Genomic DNA, 17,131 nt, shown 5'->3' on the forward strand with positions numbered 1-17,131 from the left:
AAATATGAAATGAAGCAAAGCCACGTTGAATACTTAGAATATTAAAGGTAAGTGGATAGGTTAGGCTACGAAACAAGCCTGCTGGAATTCAACTAACTGAATCAACTAAACAAATGCCATGAATGATGAATTCTACAATAGAGGATTGGAAAAGGCTAGGCGAAAAGACTACGCTGGAGCAATTGAAGAATTTAACCATGCTTTAGAACTAACAGCTTACTTTCCCGAAGCGTACTTGCAACGGGGTTTGGCACATTATGACTCAGGAGCAATCCTGAATGCTGTTTCAGATTATACCGAAGCCTTGAAGCTCAATCCTGAGAGTGTAGAGGCATATTATTGTCGTGGATTAGCAAGGGTAGCGCTGAAAAATCTGCCAGGGGCGCTGGAGGATGTTGAACGCGCTATTCGTCTCAATCTCAATTATGCTGCTGCTTATAATCTGCGGGGGATAGTGCGGCGCAAACAGGGTTATATTCAAGATGCGATCGCTAACTTTAAAAAAGCTGCACAATTATATTTAGAACAACAGGATAAAGAGAATTGTCGTCTGTGTCTGGAACAAATTAAACAGCTACAACCCAAAGAATTACCTGTTGTACAGCAATCGCGTTCTACCAATGCGCCAATTTTATCCACGAATGATTATTTTACGCAATTATTAGAAAAGGCTGAAAAGGGAGATACACAAGAGGCACTCGCCGATTTAAATTGGGTATTAAAAGCCGATCCGCAAGATGCCCAAGCTTACTGCTGTCGTGGGGTTGTGCGTTGTAAGATGGGGAATTATCGAGAAGCGATCGCAGATTTTAATCAAGCATTGCGACTAAATTTTAAAGATGCCATTGTCTATCGCAACCGAGGCAAAGCCCGTTCTGTATTGGGAGATCATCAAGGTGCGATCGCGGATCTTAACCAAGCACTCCAGATGCAACCCGAAGATCCCTTAGTCTATATTGCCAGAGGTAATGCCTATCGGACAACGGGCAATTATCTCGGTGCAATTCAAGATTACACCCAAGCGCTGCAAATAAATCCCGATGATGCTCAAGCTTACTACAATCGCGGCATTGCCTATACTTGCTTAGAAGAAATACAAAATGCTCTGGAAGATTATCAACGGGCGGCGAGTATCTTTTGTGAACAAGAAGACTGGGGAAATTATCAACAAGTTTTAAGTAGCCTAGAAAAAATCCAGAAATTTAGTCCAGAGTCAAAAAAGCAAAAATATAACTTGCTACGTCAGCGACTTTTGCGAATGGTTGGGGGATACTGGGAAATTGCCGAACGATTGATTCAGCAGAAGCAGGATTACCATCCTGGGATGTCAGACGAGTGGTATTTGCAGAAAGTAATTGATGATTTAGAACGCGATCGCGGTAGATAAAATATAAATGCCACTATATACGTAAATTTACCCGTACACTTGTCAAGTGCTGATGTCGGCGATGCCCATCTAGTGGATACGGAACCAAGTGAAACTTTAGAAGAGGCAATTTCAGCACTCAAGGCGAAAATAGTAGAACTGTTGGGAGCTTTTTCGGCAGTTTTAAGCCCCACCGCTCTAGGCAGCAAACCCAGTAGCGATTTCATCGGTCTTAGCTGCCATAATGAAATCATTGCGATGCAGTCCTTGAATCGCGTGTGTCCACCAAGTAACTGTTACCTTGCCCCATTCAGTAAGCAAAGCCGGGTGATGTCCTTGTTTGTCAGCCTCTTCACCCACTCGTTGAGTGAAGGCTAGTGCTGTTTGAAAATCGGGAAACTTGTAGACGCACTGTAAATGTGACTCACCATTCTCCTCAATTATCTTCCAATTGGGTATCTGAGGCTGAAGTTCAGCAATTTCCGTCTCAGTTACTGGCGGCGAATCACCACTACACGGAACGCAAGTTTTTTGTAGTAAAGCTTCCAAAGTCCAATACTCCTTCACGAGCAACAATTGAAATTTCGCGTGCTGAATCAGTGATGGTTAGAGATAATCCCTAATTTAGTAGTCTGACTCTAATTTCAGCTTACTACTGCTAACTTGAATTGACTAACATTCTACGTTAAATCTAAATTAAAACCTAAAAAGCTTTATAAGCAATCTAAGGGTTGAGTGGCAGGGATAGCCCGTTGGTTAATTTACAAATGCAAATTGACACCTGTCAGTGAATGGTTGTAAAGTAATTTAAACTCATATATTGTATTCATATACTTTTAATTAAAAACAGGTAATAAGTAATTTATTTACTATTACCTATTACCCATTACCACCCTTAACTGACTACCGCTTCAGCTTTTTGTTCTACTTTTTCCTTAACTAGTACATATGGCTTTTCTGCACCTTGTGCTAGATATTCTGCTAGCTGGCTTTCAATTTGATCGCGCACAATTTGGCGATACTCAAGAAAATGTTCGTTGTGGGCACAAGCAGCAATGTAATGTTCAACAACTCCAGGGTTACGCTTGATGATGCTGAACAAATGATGCCAGAACTTCCAGCGAGTTTCCCGTTTGATTCCTTGTCGCCAAATTACAGTCAGCAGCGCTCTAATAACTATCCACTCAGGCATTTTGGCTGGTGCTTTCCAACTTGGCAAACCCATCATCAAGAAACAGCGGTAGGTGCGATCCAAGTACTGTACTGGGTCGTATAAAGTACAAAATGCTTCAATATATTCTCGTGCAAGTTCTTCCAGGGGACGGGTGGGAAGGAAGTTCATCAATGTTGTTTGGTTGATGTTGCCATCTTGGTTTTCGCGCAGTCGTCCTTCCTTTTTCAGGCGATGCCAAAGCGCGGTGTTAGGTAACGCTTGTAACATGGCAAAGGTTGTAGAGGGAATAGCTGCTTGTTCAGCAAAGCGGACAATGCGATCGCCTGCGCCTGCTTTTTCGCCATCAAACCCGATAATAAACCCAGCCATTGGGCGCAATCCGGCTTTGGTGATGGTTTGCACTGCCTCAGTTAGGGAACTGCGAGTATTTTGAAACTTCTTGGTCATTTGCAAACTATCCTCATCCGGCGTTTCGATTCCCAAAAACACCGCCGAGAAACCACACTCAACCATCAACTCCAACATTTCTGAGTCTTGTGCTAAGTCAACTGAAGCTTCAGTGTCAAATCGGAAGGGATACTTGTGTTCTGCCATCCAGACTTTTAACTCTTTGAGCAACAATTTCACATTTCGTTTGTTACCAATAAAGTTATCATCCACCATGAACACACCCCGCCGCCAACCCAATTTGTAGAGGTAATCTAACTCTGCTAACAGTTGTGCTGGGGCTTTGGTGCGCGGTTTGCGCCCGTAAAGAACAATAATGTCGCAAAATTCGCACTGGAAGGGACACCCACGCGAAAATTGCACCGACATCATGTCATAGGCATCAAATTCTAATAAATCAAAGCGGGGTATTGGTGTGCTTGTCACATCAGGTTTTTCTGTGGCGCGGAAAGTGCCAGATGTGTCTCCCCGTTGAATTGCCTCAATAAACATGGGGAGAGTGATTTCTCCTTCATCCAGAATTAGAAAATCTGCGCCAACATTTTCAACTTCGTGAGGTACAGAGGTTGGGTAGGGGCCGCCAACTGCAACTAGCTTGCCACGTTTTTTTGCTTCTTGAATTTGCTCAAGTAAATCTTGTTTCTGGACAATCATCGCAGAGAGAATTACCATATCTGCCCATGCCCATTCTGCTTCTGTTGCTGGGCGGATGTTGCGATCAACCAGCTTGAATTCCCATTCTTGGGGCAGAATCGCGGCTACTGTTACTAAACCCAGAGGTGGTAATAAAACTTTGCGATCGACTAACTCTAAGATTTTTTCATATGACCAAAAGGTTTTGGGAAATATCGGATACACTAACAAGATTCGCATGTAGTATCAATCCTCACACTTTGATTGTTATTCCACTTTAACGAAAATTAAGAGTTATTGACTTTTTATTAAAGTTGTTCTAGTTTAGCATTAATATTTTTCTCTGAAATTGGAACAAATTAAGAGAATACAGCCGTCAAAAGTAAGTGTTTCGCTATGAGAACTACACTCAGTAATTACAAGGCTTATCTCAATAATTAGTGTAATTTATTGTATAAACTACTTAGCAGCTTCAACACCGCTAATTTTTAAAACATCACTCATGGTTGCACAATAATTTGGCAAGCCAAAACTATGGGGATTAATTGCTTTTTCATAAGTGAAGTGCCGATAGTTCATGCAAAACCGATCCCAAGCGGCCATCTGAATGCGGAACAGAACAATAATCAAATTAGCCAATGCTAAAGATACGGGAATGCGAAAGTAAATCTTTTTGCCCAGATAAGCACAAACTTCTTCCACTGCTTGAGTAGCAGTTAACTGTGCCTGACCTAAAACCAACAGACGTGGTTGATCATTTTCGACAGGATGATCAATTAAATATCGCACGACAGTGGCAATGTCTCGTCCGTGGATAAAGTGAAAACTGCCATCTGCTTCCAAAAAGCGAATCAAATTAATATATTTCGTAACTTCTGGAATGCCAGATGTGAGGTGAGAATAGGGTTTATTGGGATCACCGCCTAATACTAAAGTGGGAAATACTGTGGTAATTTTGGGTGCGATCGCTAATTTCGATATCTTATGTAAGCAGTCATATTTGGAACGAATGTAATCTGTTCCAATTTCCCCGGCTTCTTTTAATGGTTGATTGTAGCGATCCAAAACGCTAGCTGTCGAAAAATAAATCACCTGTTGGCAACGTTCTGGATCTAGCAGTTCGAGCAACTCTATAGTTTTGACGACATTAATATCAAATGTCTGATCACCACCCCAAGCTGTGGCTGTGAGTACCGCCGTATCAATTGTTGATAGTAAATCAGCAAACTGGCGAATATTTTGCATATCACCTTGCAAAACGTTGATGCCTGAACGTGCCTTGGTATCAACTTGCAGTTTACTTGGGTTCCTAACTAGCAGATATAGTTCGTGATCTGTTTCCTTAATTAAGGCTTCTGTTAAATAATGACCTATACAACCACTTGCACCAGTCACTAAAATCCGTTTCTGGCTCATACTAAGATTTTAATAAGTTAGGAGTTAGGAGTTAGGAGTTAAGAATTAAGTTAAAAGTTCCCAATCAGGAGTTAAAAATTAAGTTAGGAGTTAAGAATCAAGTTAGGAGTTAGAAGTGAGGAGTTAAGAATAAAAAAATAACTTTGCACCTCGCAACTGATAACTTTATAGTTTATAACTCCTAACTCATAACTCATAACTCATAACTCCTTACTCTCAAGCCTTAACTCCTGCAAGATTCAGTTCCTTTGCGGTTTCAAAGAAGAAAGCGACATTTTCTTCTGGAGTTTCTGGTAAAACACCATGACCGAGATTGAGAATGTGACCCCAATTGCCAGCTTTGCGAACGGTATCAAGAATGCGATCACGGATAAACTGTTTAGAGCCAAATAGCACGCCTGGATCAAGATTTCCTTGAACTTTGACTTGCTTGCCCAATCTTGCCCGTGCATCTGCCATATCCACTGCCCAGTCTACACTGACAATATCAGCGCCAGATTGTCCCATTCTTTCCAACACACCCGCACTACCGCTAACTAGCAGAATCAAAGGTGTATCGGGATGGGTTTGCTTGACTTGCTGGAAAACTCTCTGTTGATAGGGCAGAGCAAAGGTGTCATAATCTTGAGGACTCAATTGACCCGCCCAAGAATCGAACATTTGCACAACTTGAGCACCAGAGTCAATTTGGTAGCGGGCATAGATGGCGATCGCATCTGCTAATTTAGCTAACAATTGATGCAGTATCATCGGCTCGGAAAATGCCATGTTTTTGATGATGGAGTAGGTTTTAGAACCTTTTCCTTCTACTGCATAAGCTGCTAACGTCCACGGCGCACCCACAAAGCCCAACACCGTTGATTTATCGCCTACTTCAGAGCGCAGCGTCTGCAAAATTGTTTTGATAAATGGTAGAGCTGCTTCTGGTTCTAAGGGACGCAGACGATCAATTTGTTCTTGAGTCCGCAGGGGCGAGTGAATGATTGGCCCTTTACCTTCGGCAATGTCCATGTCAATACCCAAACCAGGTAATGGGGTGACAATATCAGAAAATAAAATTACTCCATCTGGTTGGAAGGCTCTCCACGGTTGCAAGGAAACCTCAATTGCTACATCTGGAATTTCCGAGCGATCGCGAAACGAAGGATACTTCTCTCTTAAGTCTCGATATGCTTTCATATATCGTCCCGCTTGTCGCATCATCCATACAGGGGGACGATCTACTACTTCACCACGAGCAGCCCGTAAGAGATGAGGAGTCGTTGAAGAAACACCCATTTATTACTTCATCCTAAAGAGTCACTTTTTTCTGCCACTGTTTAGCTTATCATTATGAATTACACTTTATTAGCTTATTAGCAACTTGTCAGGAAAAGGTGAGTAGCAGGGCAAACGCATCTAAAATTACTCTTGAGCGCAACCAAGGTTAAGAACCAAGGAAAAAATTAGCATTTTTCCTTTGGTTTAGTTTCCAAGACTCAAAGCGATGTCTACAACAAGCTACGCCTACGCCTAAAAAGGCCATTTATGGGCAAATCTAAGGGGCTATTGAGATGAAAGCTTGATTTTACCAGACAAAATTTTGATTCGCCCCCGATCAATTTTGAGTAAGTTAGTAAATTAATAAGGCATAATTTGTAATCTTTCTTTACAACGTATCCCAAATTGCAAGTATCTCAGCAGACACCCATAAACAGTAATCACCGCCAGAATTAAAGCGGAAATATTAAAAAGTTTGCAAAAAAGCTGTGGTCAACCAAATTTTTTGGTGCGAAACATTAGATAACTAGTACAAGAAGGCAAAAGTCAAAATAAAAAATACTTATACCGTAAGCTTTTTACTTATTCCAGATGGTAGGTTAATTTCTGCCATGACGTATTAGTAGTATTTTAAATATTTTGGATATGAGCGCTCGGTTGACTTGACTACAGCATTAATGCCAGCAAGCGCTACAAATTATTGTTTTTTTGACTTATCCCATGAAATCATCGTTTTAAGTACCACGAAGAAATGCACCTCTCACTTATGCCTGAAGGGAACGCATGAGGAAAAGTACATGACAAGTAACAGATGTGTCTCTACATCTGGCGTAGAGACACATCCTTAAGGATTTTCAACGGGTATCCTGATAAATTTATGCTTTTACTGTCACTTTATGTTGTGAGCGTTTGAAGAGTGAAGTCATACCACAAGCACCTATTGCTAACACACCTAACATCGCATTAGGTTCGGGAACGCTCTGGCTGGCTAGTCTATAGGCGTGGTTATCTGTTTCAAAGGCAATACCATTTGAACGCATTACAACTCGGTCAAATGTTTCTCCTGTTCCAGCTACAAGATTGATAAACATATTAGCTTGAGTGCTAGTCCAACTACCATCAGCTATAGCAGTTGGCACATCTGCACCACTAAAGGTCTTTAACAACTGATTACCTTTATAAATGTCAACATAGTTGTAATCATCCAATGAACCTGCATAAAAACCGAAGTAATTAACAGCTTCTTTGAATTTAATATTGACAAAACCACTGTCGCCTGCAACATTACTACCTGATGGAGCAATTGTTAAAAATTTGGTATTATCCCCATAAGGTGAGGCATATTGACCAGATACACTACCTTGAACAATGTTAGTAGTAATATTAGAGTAGGTAACAAATCCATTGGGATCATTTGCTGTGCCATCGTCAAAAGTGATAGTTTTGGTATTAGAGTAGCTAGAAAATGGGCCAGTGTTGACTTGCAGAGTTACGGCACTGGCAGGATTTGCACTGATGACCACAACAGTTGTTCCCAGTAAAGCCAAAGATAATTTTTGCAGCATTCGAGTAATAAACCTTGAGAAACACAAAGATAATTAAGACTGAACCTTTCTTAAAACCTAGCTATGAAAAACTGGTTTTATTACTCCAACAACATAGAATAAAATCACAAAGATTATTATGTCCTTATAGATGACTGTTGTTGGGTACAACAAGCTCAAAGATGTAAGTTCATCTTGATGCTTTGTAATCCTATTTTGATTTTTTTAACTCGCAAAAGATACGGTATATATACTAAAATATCTTTAAAGATTAAGTGAAGATTTTTGTGCAATTCTAGTGGGCAGGACAAACCCATCTAAATTACTCTTGATCACAACCAAGGTCAAGAACGAACAAAAAATCACCATTTCTCATTTGGTTTAGTTTCCAAGACTCAAAGCGATGTCTACGATGGTGACTCACTTGCACTGAGCGCAGCCGAAGTAGTCGAAGTGCGGGCTACTCCTAAACCTTAAGCAATAAACATAGGTTAATGAGATTAATTCAGAATCTATTGAGAATACACTGCTATTATTGACATAACATACCTGCCTTGGGGGAGTGGCGAGTGGGGAATGGAAAATAGGGACTGGCGAGTGAGAAATAGGGTAAAACAAGAATCAATATTTAATTGAGGATTGGGCATTAGTTATTCTCCCCCTGCTCCTCTATCTCCGTAATCTCCCTATTCTCTCACTCCCCTAACTTCCTATGCAAACTGACTCTAACAGTCCTGATCGTGTTGCATCTGCTAATAACGAGCCTAAGCCAGGAAAGCTTTTAATTCCGCGATCGCAGCGACAGAGGTTTTTTATTCAGTTTACCTTAATGACCCTGATCGGATGGATTGTGGGTGGCGTTGCCAGTATCGCCTTAGAGAAAATTATTCTCCAAAGTCTCTCACCTAGCGTTCCTATCCAACCACAAACATGGAGTATTTTGGTCAGAAGTCTCAGCAACGTTGTGTTTGCCGTGATTTTCGCTGCTGACCAAGCCCTTGTCATCTACCCATATTTACCGAGTTGCCAGTGGATATTTGCTACTAGCGTCGGTTGGCTGATTGCCAACGGCGTTTCTACAGCCTGGATTAGCGATATTTCATCCATAGCCTCATCATTTCGTGAAGATACTTTGATTTTGGGATTTCTATCTGCGATCGCATATATAATTTCTGGTATTTGGCTGGGACTTTGCCAATGGCTGGTACTGAGGCGATATACAGTAGGCATTTGGTGGTGGAATTTTTTACCTTCAATCTCTTTTTTATTAATTAGTATTTTGGTTTGGTTGCTTTTTCTTGTGCAAAATTTGATTCCAGAACCCAACCGGACTCTCATATTGTATTGGAGTGGACAAGGATTTACAGCAATAATTCTGGGGATTGTACCAGCAATTGGCTTGTGTACCTTGAAAAGAAATTCACATCGCCAAAGCGGAATTTCTGGTTGATTATAATTAAGCATCGGGTTTTAGACCTAGTTCTTGCAAGGTCAGTAAAAAAGAAGTCTTAGTTAGGATTTCATATCTCATCTAGATTGTAGGGAATCCCAAATTGAATCGAGGTTTGCTTGGGCTTGTTTGAGTGCTGTTTCTGGAGATGCACCTAGCATCGTGGCTTCGATGGCTCGACCTAAACTGTCAGACAAGTGACTATAGCCAGGAATGATTGGTCGAGAACCTGATACAGACATTTGGTCAATAAAGACTTTCAAGACAGGTTTTTGCTGGAGAAATTCTTGATAAGTCTGACTTTGGGCAGATTTAATGTTAACTGGTAAAAAACCCGTCCCTATACTCCATTCTGTTTGGAATTTTTCACTTAAAACATACTCTAAAAATTTGAGTGCAGCTTGCTCTCTTGCTGGTGTGGTCTTCATCAAATACATATTTCCAGTGCCTGTCACCGTAGCAGGCTTCACACTTGCAGGTATGGGGAATACTTTAAAGTCAACATTGGACTTCATTATATAAGTCCAAGGGCCTGTGATCTGCATAGCAACACGACCTGCAATAAAAGCGTCTTCTTCATAACCTCGCTCTGGAGAGGAAAGTGTTGCTGAACCATCTTTTAATATGTCTTGCCAAAATTGTAAGGCTGCGATCGCTCCTGCATTCGTCAAATTTGGGTAGTTATTTGTTACAATCTCTCCCCCAGCGCTCAATAAAAAGGGGAACCAACTAAAGACAGTCCATTCTCCCTTTCCTAAAGGCAATAACATTCCGTATTGTTCAGGTCGATTATCACCATTCCGGTCTATGGTTAATTTTTTGGCAACTTCCCTCAACTCTTCCCAAGTCTTAGGAATTTGCGTAATTCCCGCAGCTTGGAAAAGTTTAGGTCGGTAAAAAATGCCTATATTGCTCGTGTAAAGTGGGATTGACCAAAGATGACCGTCTAATTTTAATTCCTCCCATAGGTTGGGGCTAATTTCTGACTTCAATGGCAATTTGTCCAGCCATTCTTCTAAAGGTCGAATTGCCCCTAGTTCCATAAACTGACCTGTCAATTGAGGATCGAATGACAGAATATCTGGAGGCGCATTGCCCACAACTGCTGTTAATATTTTTGGCAATTGGGGTTGACCTATGAATATAGATTCTACCTGGACATCAGTATGAATCTGATTAAATTTTTTTACTAGTTTTTCAAATACATTGCGATTAGTAGGGGGATTGATTGATTGCCATAGGCTTAAATGAATTACTCCATCATTATTTGCAGATGTTTCCTGACAACCGGATAAAAATATGAGACATGTACTAAGAACAATTATCAGAAGTGAAAGCCGCCAAGCAGAATTAATCAACTTCCGAGAACAATTTTGAATTTGGGATTGCAAAAGAGTAGAGTTCATGCCAAGTAGTTAAGCAATTGCATCATCTGAAGGATGAAAGATAAAATATTAAGTGTAAAGTTTTTGAGAAAAAAATGCATCATAAATTATTATTTATGTCTACACCAATGGGTGCGTTAGGTTCAGGATTGGGAGGCGGAGTAGAGTTGACCCTATCTAATCTTGCTACAGAGATGCTACGGCGAGGACATCAATTAGAAATTGTTGCACCACAGGGTTCTGTCAGTAATTCATTACCTATTAGACAAATTCCCGGAGAACTAATACAGATACCAGCGCAAAATCAGAGTCGTAGTGATCCAATTTTCCTGCATAAAAATTCTGTTTTAGCGAATATGTGGGATTATGCTCGCCAAGTCCAGGCAGATTATGATTTGATTGTTAATTTTGCTTATGATTGGTTGCCACTGTATTTAACACCATTTTTTAACTGTGCGATCGCCCATTTTATCAGTATGGGTTCTTTGACAGATGCAATGGATCAGATCATTGAAAGTGTGGCAATTGAGTTTCCGAATACTATTGGTGTTTACACTCAATCACAGGCGGCCACTTTTTCATGTGTAGAACAATGTTACTGTCTGCTTAATGGTTTAGATTTATCTATTTATCGGTTTTGCCAGAAACCAACTCAGAGCTTGGCGTGGGTAGGTAGGATAGCTCCTGAAAAAGGGCTAGAAGATGCAGTAGCAGCAGCAGAAATAATCGGAATTCCACTGAAAATATTCGGGTTAAAACAGGATATATTTTACTGGGAGAAGATTTGTCAAGAATACCCTAATGCTCCCATAGAATATGTCGGATTTTTACCAACGGTTGAGTTACAAAAGGAGTTAGGTCAATGTCGAGCACTTTTAGTTACTCCTCGTTGGATAGAAGCATTTGGAAATGTAGCAATAGAGGCGCTTGCTTGTGGAGTGCCTTTAATTGCTTATCGTCGGGGTGGTTTAACAGAAATTGTCCAAGAAGGCAAAACTGGTTTTTTGGTAGAACCTGATAGTGTCCAAGGTTTAGTAGAAGCGATTAAGCATTTGGATGAAATTGACCGCCAAACTTGTCGCCAGCAAGCAGAAACTCTGTATTCTTTAGAAGCTATGGGCGATCGCACAGAAGAATGGTTTCAAAAAATTCTGAAAAAATGAATAGTAATAATGTCCTTTAACTTGGATATTATTTGATTTTATGTACCACCAAAACTTTTTGTTATAAAAATATTTGCGGGAAACTATGGTGCGATGGCTAATATTCCCGCATCCCCATCTAAAGTTGCTTTTCTACCTACTGGTAATGCTGCATTGGGACTATCATGACCAAAAGGTAGATTAGAGACAATCGGAATATTTAAATCGCCCAAGCGATCGCGCAATACTTCTTCTACACTAAAGCTAGGCACAGTTGGCGGCGCTTCACAGCGAGTAAACCCTCCCAAAGCAATACCGCAGACTTGAGACAAAGCACCGCTCAAACGCCACTGTGTCAGCATCCTGTCAATCCGATAAGGTGCTTCTGTAACATCCTCCAAGGCCAGAATTACACCATCCAGATGCGGCAGGATTGGTGTACCTAAAAGGTGAGTTGCCACCGTGAGATTACCTGGTAATAAAGTGCCATTAACTGCACCACCACCCCAACCGCAACCTTTGAGAGGGGCGAGAGGGCAACCTTCCACCAAATTGAATAATCGCTCAATTGACCAATCTGGCTCATCTGCCAAAGTCGTCAGCACGGGAGCATGAACACCAGAAATTCCTGCTGTATAAAGGCTCCATAATAAAGCTGTGATATCAGAAAATCCGATGAGCCACTTGGGAAGCCCTGAGTTTGGCCAATTCCAATTTTCTAAGATACGGGTGCTGCCAAAACCGCCTTTGGCACAGAGAATACCGCGACAATCAGGATCTTGCCATGCTGCTGCGAGCTGGTGACGACGGTTTTCATCTTTACTTGCCAAATAACCACATTGGTCATCTATCTGGGGACTGATTTCTACTCGATAACCACGCGATCGCCAAATTTCTACACTTTGCCCAAATGCCTCAAATTCTCGCAAAGCACCACTAGGGGCAATTACTCGTAGTAAGTCAGCAGGTTTCAGGGGCGGTGGTAAGATTTTGGATGGCATGAAAAAAGTTAGGGGTTTGGAGAGACACGAAAAATCTTTGTCTGTACAGGAGTTAAGAATAAAAACTATACCTCATAACTCCTATAAAATTTTATTGAATCATTTTTGAAATTACTGAGTGTTCCTATAATTAGGGTGAGGATTACACAAACCGAAAGGAAACGTTTGCAGTCAAAGCCTCTGGTAGTGGTTTTCCTTGTGCTTGGTAATCTTCAATTAAAAGTTCCAGCACTTCCTCAGCATTATTGAGAGCATCCGCGTAGGTATTTCCATGAGTGTGTGCATAAGGGCCAAACTCAGGTAGGCTGACAATGTACTTTTTATCTTCGATCGACCACTGAATTACAATACTATATTGGGGTTTCATTCCTGTTCTCCCTTGTCTTCTTCATCCAGTTGTTTTACTTCTATGAGCGCATTTCTAACATCTTTTTCCTGGTAACGATCTGCATCTGCTCCATCTTTGCCAGACAAAATGAGGCTGTAAAATAGCAAAGGATGGTTCCATACTGTATGGCTGCCTTTGCCGCTTCTATAAGTGAATCCAGCTTTGAAAAGCATTGCTTTTAGTTCCCGAATTTTCTTGGGCACTGTTAGAAATTTCTGACCTAGCTAGAAATATTTTGTCACGATCATCTGGGAAAATCTCAGACCTACAGGGACGATACAGTAGATGTTTTCAATCAGCAGTGCTAGCTTTTTGTGGCAAAAGATAAATTGCCCCAGATATTAAAGTTAGGGCAACAGAAACCCAAAAGGCAATCACAGAGGGAATTTGCCACACTTCAGGTAGGGGTGCAATCAAAAGTGCGATCGCGACTATTTGACTAACAGTTTTGAGTTTACCCCAAATATTTGCCCCGGTAATCGTTGTTTGATTTACCCGCCAACCGGCGATCGCTAATTCTCGCGCTAAAATCAGGAACACTCCCCAAGCCGGCACTTTTCCTAGTTCAATAAAAACCAGCAACGGCGCAAGTACTAGAAGTTTATCCACTAAGGGATCAAGAAATTTACCCAATTCACTAATTTGGTTGAGTTTCCGCGCCAAATAGCCGTCTAACCAATCAGTCAATGCAGCAATCAGAAAAATCGCCAAACATATCCACTTAGCTTGAGGTGTGGGATTATATAAACCGTAAAGCAGAAATGGTATCCCCAATAGGCGAGAGAAAGTAATCCAGTTGGGTATAGTCATAGGGAATTCAAAAATCAAAATTAACAAGTGTAAAGCAACAAGCAGCCAAGCAAATATGCAAAATCTATGCAGATTAGTGTATCTGAGTGTGCCTGCGTGGGAAAATCTGTTTTCTGTAGCTCTCCTAAAACAATACTATGACTGAACACACAGACTCCCAATTCCGCATCGAACGCGATTCGATGGGCGATCGCCAAATCGCTAGTAGCGTTTATTACGGCATCCAAACGCTGCGGGCAATCGAAAATTTCCCCATTAGCGGCATCAAGCCTTTACCTACTTACGTAGATGCTGGACTAATTATTAAAAAAGCTACAGCAATTGTAAATGGTGAACTGAATTGCATTCCTCAAGATATTAGTCAGGCGATTGTGCAAGCAACTGATGAAATCTTAGCTGGGAAGTTCCGCGATCAATTTGTCGTGGATGTTTATCAGGCGGGTGCTGGAACATCCCACCACATGAATATCAACGAAGTTCTGGCAAATCGCGCCTTAGAAATTCTTGGTGAAGAAAAGGGCAATTACAAACGTGTTAGTCCCAATGACCACGTTAATTATGGGCAGTCTACCAATGATGTGATTCCTACCGCAATTCGCATTGGTGGTTTATTGGCATTATCCAAGACATTACACCCAGCAATAGATGGGGCGATCGCGTCCTTAGAAAACAAAGCTGTAGAATTTCAAGATATCGTCAAATCTGGTAGAACCCATTTACAAGACGCAGTACCCGTGCGTTTGGGTGAAAATTTTCGGGCTTGGGCGCAAATCCTCACAGAACATCAAAACCGGATTTACACCGCGTCTGGTGATTTGATGGTGCTGGGTTTGGGAGGTAGTGCAGCCGGAACGGGGCTAAATACTCATCCTCTGTATCGCGCCCGTGTAGTAGAAGTTCTCTCAGAATTGATTGATACTCCTTTAGAACCTGCGCCCCATCTTATGGCAGCCATGCAGAGTATGGCACCATTTGTAAATGTTTCCGGTGCTTTACGCAACTTAGCGCAGGATTTAGTCAAAATATCTCACGATTTGCGGCTGATGGATTCGGGACCAAAAACAGGCTTGAAAGAAATTCAACTGCCTCCAGTGCAACCCGGTTCCTCGATTATGCCAGGGAAATATAATCCAGTAATAGCAGAGATGACATCAATGGTGTGTTTTCAGGTGATGGGTTACGACAGTGCGATCGCTTTAGCCGCCCAAGCCGGACAATTAGAATTAAATGTGATGATGCCGCTGATTGCCTATAATCTAATTCACAGTATCGAAATTCTCGGCAATACCATCGCTGCACTCACCGAACGCTGCATCCAGGGAATTACAGCTAACCGGGAACGTTGTTTAGCATCTGCTGAAGGCAGTTTAGCTTTAGTAACCGCACTAAATACCCACATCGGTTATTTAAATGCCGCAGCTGTCGCTAAAGAATCTTTAGAAACTGGTAAATCCCTGCGGCAGATTGTCCTAGAACGAGGATTGATGAATGAAACAGACTTAGCCACAGTGTTAAATCTAGAACAAATGAGTGGTATCTTACCGCTCAAAACAGAATAATAGGTTATGGGGAATTGGGAATTGGGAATCGGGCAAGGGGGAGAATTAAAATTACTATTACTTCTTTCTCCCCAGATCCTGCTCTCTTGCTTCTTACCTATTCCCCAGTCCCCATTCCCCATTCCCCAATCTATGCAGACTCAAAAACCATCTGTTAGTCTCATTCGGGCTACATCTTACGAACGAGAGGCTTTACGAGAATCCTTAGTCATTCTCCTGGAACCTTTTGGAGGAATAGCAGCATTTGTGAAAAAAGGCGATCGCGTTTTACTCAAACCGAATCTACTTACAGGGACGCGTCCTGGTAAAGAGTGTATCACCCGTGCCGAACTAGTTTACGAAGTTGCCCAGATGGTAATTGAGGTTGGCGGTAAACCATTTTTGGGTGATAGTCCTGCTTTTGGCAGTGCCAAGGGCGTAGCAATAGCAAACGGCTATCTGCCTATTTTAGAAGAACTCAATCTTCCGATCATCGATTTTCACGGTCAGCGTTACCAAACTGTCAGTGACAATTTTAACCATCTGCGACTGTCTAAAGAAGCGATGGAAGCAGACGTAGTGATTAACCTACCCAAAGTTAAATCCCATGCCCAGTTGACGTTAACACTGGGCGTAAAAAACTTGTTTGGTTGCGTCCCCGGCAAAATGAAAGCTTGGTGGCACATGGAAGCTGGAAAAGACGCGAATAGATTTGGTGAAATGTTAGTAGAAACTGCCAGGGCAATTAACCCTAACTTAACCATATTAGATGGCATCATCGGTCATGAAGGAAATGGCCCTAGTAATGGTGAACCTCGCCACCTGGGCATTTTAGCAGCCGCATCAGATATATTTGCTTTAGATCGGGCAATGGTAGAAATCCTCAATGTTCCTCCTGAACAAGTGCCCACAGTTGCAGCTTCCCAAAGGCTAGGAGTTTGTCCAGAACTTGCTACCATCGAGTTTCCGCATTTAAATCCTGACTTATTAAAAATAGAAGATTGGCGGCTACCAGACAAGTTAATGCCCATCGATTTTGGTATGCCCCGCGTCATTAAGTCTACGTTTAAGCATCTTTACACCCGATTTATCAAGGAACCAATGAGTGTTTACGGAAGGAACTAGTACCGCAAGGCGGAAGTCACTCATTCAAAAGTCAAAAGTCGAAAGAATTGTATTCCAAGCTCTTGCGCCATTTGAAATGGTGAACTAGCGCTGCGGGAGGGTTTCCCTCCGCAGGCGACTGGTGAACCCGAAGGGTATGTTTATTTCCACCGTGTTGTACTAGGGAGTGGGGGAGACAAGGAGAATAACCATGCCCCATACCCAATGCCCAATCCCTAATTTACATGTGCAAACTTCGTTACAGCAATTTCATTTATTAGCAAATTAATCTGTAATTACCCTCCGATTGCTTAACCAGACCGCCCTATCATAGTTAGTGGCGGTTTTTTTGGCTGATTAATTTGTTATATAATTTCTCGTCTTAGATTTTGATTTATCCAAAAACTTATATGGATTTAGGATTTGGAAATTGGGATTGGGTATTTTGTTCAGATATGAGCAAAGTTTGGCGA

15 protein-coding genes are annotated in these 17,131 nt (G+C 41.6%); 5 read left to right on the top strand and 10 right to left on the bottom strand.

The features are described from left to right. Positions 1-118: 118 nt before the first annotated feature. Positions 119-1,387 (top strand): tetratricopeptide repeat protein, encoded by a 1,269-nt coding sequence (locus tag V7K46_RS25235; protein WP_335118026.1) that lies wholly within the window; start codon positions 119-121, stop codon positions 1,385-1,387. A 177-nt stretch (positions 1,388-1,564) separates the two neighbouring features. Here V7K46_RS25235 and V7K46_RS25240 read toward each other — a convergent pair whose 3' ends face one another. From V7K46_RS25240 to V7K46_RS25260, 5 genes are all read right to left on the bottom strand, one after another. Next, positions 1,565-1,915, bottom strand: a complete 351-nt coding sequence (locus V7K46_RS25240; protein ID WP_334817363.1) for a 4a-hydroxytetrahydrobiopterin dehydratase — start codon at positions 1,913-1,915, stop codon at positions 1,565-1,567. Between the two features lie 346 nt (positions 1,916-2,261). Next, positions 2,262-3,860: a B12-binding domain-containing radical SAM protein gene (locus tag V7K46_RS25245; protein ID WP_335118028.1), complete on the bottom strand. Its 1,599-nt coding sequence runs from the start codon at positions 3,858-3,860 to the stop codon at positions 2,262-2,264. Positions 3,861-4,079: 219 nt separating this feature from the next. Then, a complete protein-coding gene (locus tag V7K46_RS25250) occupies positions 4,080-5,036 on the bottom strand; it encodes an NAD-dependent epimerase/dehydratase family protein (RefSeq protein ID WP_335118030.1) in 957 nt (318 codons plus the stop codon). A gap of 216 nt (positions 5,037-5,252) precedes the next feature. Beyond that, positions 5,253-6,314, bottom strand: coding sequence for a uroporphyrinogen decarboxylase (gene hemE, locus V7K46_RS25255; protein WP_335118032.1), 1,062 nt, complete (start codon positions 6,312-6,314; stop codon positions 5,253-5,255). Positions 6,315-7,171: 857 nt separating this feature from the next. Next, on the bottom strand, positions 7,172-7,861 hold the full coding sequence (locus tag V7K46_RS25260) for an Npun_F0296 family exosortase-dependent surface protein (RefSeq protein ID WP_335118034.1): 690 nt from the start codon (positions 7,859-7,861) through the stop codon (positions 7,172-7,174). Between the two features lie 691 nt (positions 7,862-8,552). Between V7K46_RS25260 and V7K46_RS25265 the strand changes: the two genes are divergently transcribed. Next, positions 8,553-9,290 carry a hypothetical protein gene (locus V7K46_RS25265; RefSeq protein WP_335118036.1) on the top strand — a complete coding sequence of 246 codons (738 nt, stop codon included), beginning with the start codon at positions 8,553-8,555 and terminating at the stop codon, positions 9,288-9,290. Positions 9,291-9,367: 77 nt separating this feature from the next. Here the strand turns inward: V7K46_RS25265 and V7K46_RS25270 are convergent, their stop codons facing one another. Then, on the bottom strand, positions 9,368-10,696 hold the full coding sequence (locus V7K46_RS25270) for an ABC transporter substrate-binding protein (RefSeq protein WP_335118038.1): 1,329 nt from the start codon (positions 10,694-10,696) through the stop codon (positions 9,368-9,370). A gap of 95 nt (positions 10,697-10,791) precedes the next feature. Here V7K46_RS25270 and V7K46_RS25275 point away from each other — a divergent pair, with 95 nt between their 5' ends. Further along, the gene (locus V7K46_RS25275; protein ID WP_335118040.1) at positions 10,792-11,838 is read left to right on the top strand and encodes a glycosyltransferase family 4 protein; all 1,047 of its coding nucleotides are present in this window, start codon (positions 10,792-10,794) and stop codon (positions 11,836-11,838) included. A gap of 83 nt (positions 11,839-11,921) precedes the next feature. Here V7K46_RS25275 and V7K46_RS25280 read toward each other — a convergent pair whose 3' ends face one another. From V7K46_RS25280 to pgsA, 4 genes are all read right to left on the bottom strand, one after another. Further along, a complete protein-coding gene (locus V7K46_RS25280; RefSeq protein WP_335118042.1) occupies positions 11,922-12,818 on the bottom strand; it encodes a S66 peptidase family protein in 897 nt (298 codons plus the stop codon). Positions 12,819-12,960: 142 nt separating this feature from the next. Then, entirely contained in the window at positions 12,961-13,185 is a 225-nt protein-coding gene (locus V7K46_RS25285; protein ID WP_335118045.1) for a type II toxin-antitoxin system HicB family antitoxin, read from the bottom strand. Continuing rightward, positions 13,182-13,409: a type II toxin-antitoxin system HicA family toxin gene (locus V7K46_RS25290; protein WP_335118047.1), complete on the bottom strand. Its 228-nt coding sequence runs from the start codon at positions 13,407-13,409 to the stop codon at positions 13,182-13,184. Before V7K46_RS25290 ends, V7K46_RS25285 begins: the two co-directional genes overlap by 4 nt. An 88-nt stretch (positions 13,410-13,497) precedes the next feature. Continuing rightward, the gene (pgsA, locus tag V7K46_RS25295; RefSeq protein ID WP_335118050.1) at positions 13,498-14,016 is read right to left on the bottom strand and encodes a CDP-diacylglycerol--glycerol-3-phosphate 3-phosphatidyltransferase; all 519 of its coding nucleotides are present in this window, start codon (positions 14,014-14,016) and stop codon (positions 13,498-13,500) included. 137 nt (positions 14,017-14,153) lie between these two features. Here pgsA and V7K46_RS25300 point away from each other — a divergent pair, with 137 nt between their 5' ends. After that, the gene (locus tag V7K46_RS25300) at positions 14,154-15,575 is read left to right on the top strand and encodes an aspartate ammonia-lyase (protein ID WP_335118052.1); all 1,422 of its coding nucleotides are present in this window, start codon (positions 14,154-14,156) and stop codon (positions 15,573-15,575) included. Between the two features lie 132 nt (positions 15,576-15,707). Continuing rightward, positions 15,708-16,679: a DUF362 domain-containing protein gene (locus tag V7K46_RS25305; RefSeq protein ID WP_335118109.1), complete on the top strand. Its 972-nt coding sequence runs from the start codon at positions 15,708-15,710 to the stop codon at positions 16,677-16,679. The last annotated feature ends 452 nt before the right edge of the window (positions 16,680-17,131 follow it).

The sequence above is a fragment of the Nostoc sp. genome, assembly GCF_036917395.1.
Taxonomy (GTDB): domain Bacteria; phylum Cyanobacteriota; class Cyanobacteriia; order Cyanobacteriales; family Nostocaceae; genus Nostoc.

Bases quoted from the DNA above. Each gene is read 5' to 3' on its own strand.
- V7K46_RS25235 (WP_335118026.1), top strand. From the start codon at position 119: ATGAATGATGAATTCTACAATAGAGGATTGGAAAAGGCTAGGCGAAAA.
- V7K46_RS25245 (WP_335118028.1), bottom strand. From the start codon at position 3,860: ATGCGAATCTTGTTAGTGTATCCGATATTTCCCAAAACCTTTTGGTCA.
- V7K46_RS25250 (WP_335118030.1), bottom strand. From the start codon at position 5,036: ATGAGCCAGAAACGGATTTTAGTGACTGGTGCAAGTGGTTGTATAGGT.
- hemE (WP_335118032.1), bottom strand. From the start codon at position 6,314: ATGGGTGTTTCTTCAACGACTCCTCATCTCTTACGGGCTGCTCGTGGT.
- V7K46_RS25260 (WP_335118034.1), bottom strand. From the start codon at position 7,861: ATGCTGCAAAAATTATCTTTGGCTTTACTGGGAACAACTGTTGTGGTC.
- V7K46_RS25265 (WP_335118036.1), top strand. From the start codon at position 8,553: ATGCAAACTGACTCTAACAGTCCTGATCGTGTTGCATCTGCTAATAAC.
- V7K46_RS25270 (WP_335118038.1), bottom strand. From the start codon at position 10,696: ATGAACTCTACTCTTTTGCAATCCCAAATTCAAAATTGTTCTCGGAAG.
- V7K46_RS25275 (WP_335118040.1), top strand. From the start codon at position 10,792: ATGTCTACACCAATGGGTGCGTTAGGTTCAGGATTGGGAGGCGGAGTA.
- V7K46_RS25280 (WP_335118042.1), bottom strand. From the start codon at position 12,818: ATGCCATCCAAAATCTTACCACCGCCCCTGAAACCTGCTGACTTACTA.
- V7K46_RS25285 (WP_335118045.1), bottom strand. From the start codon at position 13,185: ATGAAACCCCAATATAGTATTGTAATTCAGTGGTCGATCGAAGATAAA.
- pgsA (WP_335118050.1), bottom strand. From the start codon at position 14,016: ATGACTATACCCAACTGGATTACTTTCTCTCGCCTATTGGGGATACCA.
- V7K46_RS25300 (WP_335118052.1), top strand. From the start codon at position 14,154: ATGACTGAACACACAGACTCCCAATTCCGCATCGAACGCGATTCGATG.
- V7K46_RS25305 (WP_335118109.1), top strand. From the start codon at position 15,708: ATGCAGACTCAAAAACCATCTGTTAGTCTCATTCGGGCTACATCTTAC.